The sequence below is a fragment of the Sulfurospirillum sp. SCADC genome (assembly GCF_000743525.1).
Taxonomy (GTDB): Bacteria; Campylobacterota; Campylobacteria; order Campylobacterales; family Sulfurospirillaceae; genus Sulfurospirillum.
The window spans coordinates 1-3610 of the sequence record NZ_JQGK01000032.1; the positions used below are offsets into that span (position 1 = coordinate 1).

The following is a 3610-nucleotide window of genomic DNA, read 5'->3' on the forward strand; positions in this document are numbered from 1 at the left end:
ATGTCAGGCAGTATTGGATTTTACTGCTTGGGTTGGGGTTTATTCTTAGAGGAAGAAGGCTTTAACGTTGGTGGTTTTGGGTTTTTCAGGGTCGACTATTTAAACATGCAGGGCTAAGTAAAAAAGAGTTTGCCACTATGCTCAATATCAATTACCAAAGCGTCAATGCTTGGGAGTCTACTCAAGCAGCTCCTTATTGGGCATGGAGTTGGTTAGAGAACTATGCTAAGGCTAGGATGTTTGATAAAATGATGGAGTTAGGCAGAATTTTAGAGGAGAAGGAATGAATCCTTCTTTTAAAAATAATTGGAGAAATCAGTTTTCTTGAATTCTTCAACAACTTTTTTTAAATGATCCATACGTGTGATGACATCTTGAGTATACGTTTCATAAAATGCTGTATTGATCTCTTTTACATTAGAGAGGGTGTTTTTATTTTCTAACTCTTTTCGAATCCTTGTACTAATGGTATTAAAACTGAGTGCTAATTGCTGTTGCTTAATATTAAGAGTATGGCAATGCATAGCTAAGTCATAGGGTTTTATAGCTTCAATGTCAAATTCATCTCCAATAGCCATAGCCAAATCTTGATCATACGTAGTATAGAGTTTGACATTGACAATATCATAAAAAGGAGCGAGTGTTAAGGTTGATTTATTCACAAAGAAAGAGATATTTTTACCATGCGCATCACTATTGCCAAGGCACAAATTCACAAGTGACCAATCAAGCAATGCTTTTTTATATAACAAAGGAATATCCAGTTTGTTTTCATGGTGAATTAACTTCTCAAAACTAACCCCTTGCCTTATATGCTGTACATCACGTGCACTTCCAAAATTTCTTTCGTATTTATAGCTTGGAGCTAAGGATAGTAGCTGACATCCATCGATGACATGTATTTTCTGGACTTCATGACGCGTAGGTAAGATTTTTCGATCAAATCGCTCAACGACCAATACAGGCTCATCATCAAACAACTCTATTTTTGCTTTATTGACAGCCAAACCTGCTTTGTGGGCAAGATGTAATGATATATATTCATTGAGCACTAAATGGGTATCGCTGGTATCAAATTTTAAGATATGCGTTGATGCAAGCTTTCCTTCACCAAATCCACATTTTCCATCGATAATGGCAATAGGAAGTTTTTCCTGTACGCCTGCCAAAGAGAGTCTGACTTTACCATCCCAAATGGTAATGGGTGTTTTTTTTCGCTCTTTGATACGCTCTTGTAGCTCTTCTTTGCTGATTTCTCTAAAGCTTGTTTCTATAGACTCTGACATACCAAAGGAGAGTGCACCAGAAGTCTCTTTACCAATAGCATTGAGCAGAGCAAATGCATTGGCTTTACTGATATGAAACAGCTTACTAAGCTCTTCAAGTCCATTGCCTTCTGGGAGTAAGTTTAAAACAAAATTTTTCACATCTTTTTTATCAAGCACTCCTTGCAGAGGCAAACAAGGAGAGAGCGGAAAACCATTTTCTTTCCACTCTTCAGTATAGAGGAGTTCTAAATCATCGCTATCAGATAGAATGAGTTTTGCAATCACGTGATGGTTATAAAAGATGTTCATGCTAGAGCTCATCACTATTGCCTTTAATTAAAAATTGAATTTCAATACCTAGAGCATTTGCCACTTTTAATGCATTATCAAGTCCCACAGCAACATTGCCTTTTTCAATTTTATCCATGGTGCGTTCATTGATATTGCATAAGTTAGCTGCCATCTGTCTGGTTAATCCCAAAGAGGTACGCCTATACTGAACTACTTTTCCAAAGTCATGAGAGGAAGTAATAGTCTCAAAATCAGGTTTTTCGGTTTGTTTTACTCTTTTCATGGATAACCTTTATAAACTGTACTATTATGTAGTTATATCGTATTTATATTAAATATACTTTAAAAATGTATATTCATACACTTTTATATATAAAAAATAATTCATTGATCAAAAAATACACTTTCGTACAGTTAATTTAAGACTTGATAGATAAGAGAAAATGGAAATATCGAAGTGTTTCTTGAAGAAACAGTAGTCTTTATCGAAAAAACTCTTCAATGCTGACATCAAACAGTTTAGCAATACGAAATAGATGTGAGAGATTAAAATGCTTTCCATGCGCATAGTTTTCCATATTTGCATAAAATCCTGGAGCTTTTTGTCCAATAGAGAGTGCTACTTCAAGCTGACTCATCTTTCTTTCTTTACGAAGACGTTTCACATTATCCGAAATCAATTGAAAAAATGCATCTTCCTCTTCAGGCGTAACAATATTCGGAATATTTAACATTTTTATCCCTATAGATAATTTTTCTATAAGGTTAGTTTGATTATAGTTTTCCTTCAATCCTCTATAGAGATGCTTTCTATAGGAATATATTTAAAACCATATGGTTTTAAAAAAATATTACTTATAGAAGAGTCTTTGAGAATAAATTGATCATTTTAACGAATAAAGGATAGGTGTATGAAGTATTGGGGGCATGTCGTTTCATTAAGTATGGCAGTTATGTTAAGTGGTTGTGCTTCAAGTTATTCTGATAGTGGCACATTTATTCCAAGTCCTAAAGATGTGGGCAATATGCTCTTCTCAAAAAAAGAGACACCTCAAGAATTGATTGCAAAAAGTCAAGATAAAGAGCTTACCAAAACTTTCGCTGAGGGTAAATTTGCCAAAGTAACCAGTATCAACGCGTTACCCTATGGATTATTGTTGGAATGTAAACGACTGTATGAAACCGATAGCTTTATTTATCTAAGTCAATCACGACAATTTTATAGGGGTAAATCATCTGATTTTTTAAATGATGATATAGCAAAAGCATATATCGATACCATTCAAAAAAGAGGTAATGGCTATAGTATCTATAACGGTGAAGGCAATCAAGCTCTTTTAAAAGCTTATGTCGGAGGATCTCTTAAAGAAAACACAAAAACTGAAATCTACATGTACGATTCTGACTTTGCTATTGTTGAGTATAACAAAGCAGGCGAGAAAGTAAGTGCCTTGATTAGACAAGCAAGGATTGAACCAAGCCAATTAGGCTCAACTATGGGCGATAGAGACCCAGCCGTCACCATTCATCAAAATATATTTGTACTCTTTGATGGTGAACTTAAGAAAGTGGCACTAAATATAAACAATACAACCTTACAAAATAATCTTTATAAGAGTGTTGGGTTGGATATGCCTTCAACTCCAGTTGCAGTTTCTACGAGTGTATCTCCATCAACTTCTTCAGATTCGAAAGCAAATAAGATTAAAGAATTGCACGAACTTTATAAATCAGGTGCTTTGAGCGAAGAGGAATATAACAAAGAAAAAACCAAAATACTCAATAATGATGTAAAACCATCTACTTCTGTTGCATCTTCTCCAATGGAAGCGATGCTAGTTCAAAAATTCAATCAACAAAACGGTACTAACTTTACGAGCATGAAAGAGATTCAAGAGTATGCCATTACGAAAAAGCAACAATAATAATCATTGAGGGGTATGCGTGCATATTAAAAATCTAATCTTGTCGTTAGGAATGATGCTATTTCTAATCGGTTGCGCTACAACAACACTTCAAACCCAAGTATTACTCCCCCATCAAAATACATC

At 34.7% G+C, this 3610-nt stretch carries 4 protein-coding genes; 1 reads left to right on the top strand and 3 read right to left on the bottom strand.

The window, feature by feature from the left end; all coding sequences use genetic code 11:
* Positions 1-296 precede the first annotated feature (296 nt).
* The 3 genes from JU57_RS13440 to JU57_RS13450 all read right to left on the bottom strand — a co-directional run bounded on the left by JU57_RS13440 (position 297) and on the right by JU57_RS13450 (position 2293).
* The gene (locus tag JU57_RS13440; protein ID WP_037962163.1) at positions 297-1589 is read right to left on the bottom strand and encodes a HipA domain-containing protein; all 1293 of its coding nucleotides are present in this window, start codon (positions 1587-1589) and stop codon (positions 297-299) included.
* The gene (locus tag JU57_RS13445; RefSeq protein WP_037962165.1) at positions 1579-1842 is read right to left on the bottom strand and encodes a helix-turn-helix domain-containing protein; all 264 of its coding nucleotides are present in this window, start codon (positions 1840-1842) and stop codon (positions 1579-1581) included. The genes JU57_RS13440 and JU57_RS13445 overlap by 11 nt, the downstream gene beginning before the upstream one ends.
* 199 nt (positions 1843-2041) lie before the next feature.
* Positions 2042-2293, bottom strand: a complete 252-nt coding sequence (locus JU57_RS13450) for a helix-turn-helix transcriptional regulator (protein ID WP_037962167.1) — start codon at positions 2291-2293, stop codon at positions 2042-2044.
* A 177-nt stretch (positions 2294-2470) separates the two neighbouring features.
* On the opposite strand from JU57_RS13450, the gene JU57_RS13455 reads away from it, so the two are divergent.
* Positions 2471-3484, top strand: coding sequence for an SHOCT domain-containing protein (locus tag JU57_RS13455; RefSeq protein WP_037962169.1), 1014 nt, complete (start codon positions 2471-2473; stop codon positions 3482-3484).
* Positions 3485-3610: the final 126 nt, after the last annotated feature.

Excerpts from the sequence above, each read along its gene's own strand:
- JU57_RS13440 (WP_037962163.1), bottom strand. The coding sequence starts at position 1,589 with ATGAGCTCTAGCATGAACATCTTTTATAACCATCACGTGATTGCAAAA.
- JU57_RS13445 (WP_037962165.1), bottom strand. The coding sequence starts at position 1,842 with ATGAAAAGAGTAAAACAAACCGAAAAACCTGATTTTGAGACTATTACT.
- JU57_RS13450 (WP_037962167.1), bottom strand. The coding sequence starts at position 2,293 with ATGTTAAATATTCCGAATATTGTTACGCCTGAAGAGGAAGATGCATTT.
- JU57_RS13455 (WP_037962169.1), top strand. The coding sequence starts at position 2,471 with ATGAAGTATTGGGGGCATGTCGTTTCATTAAGTATGGCAGTTATGTTA.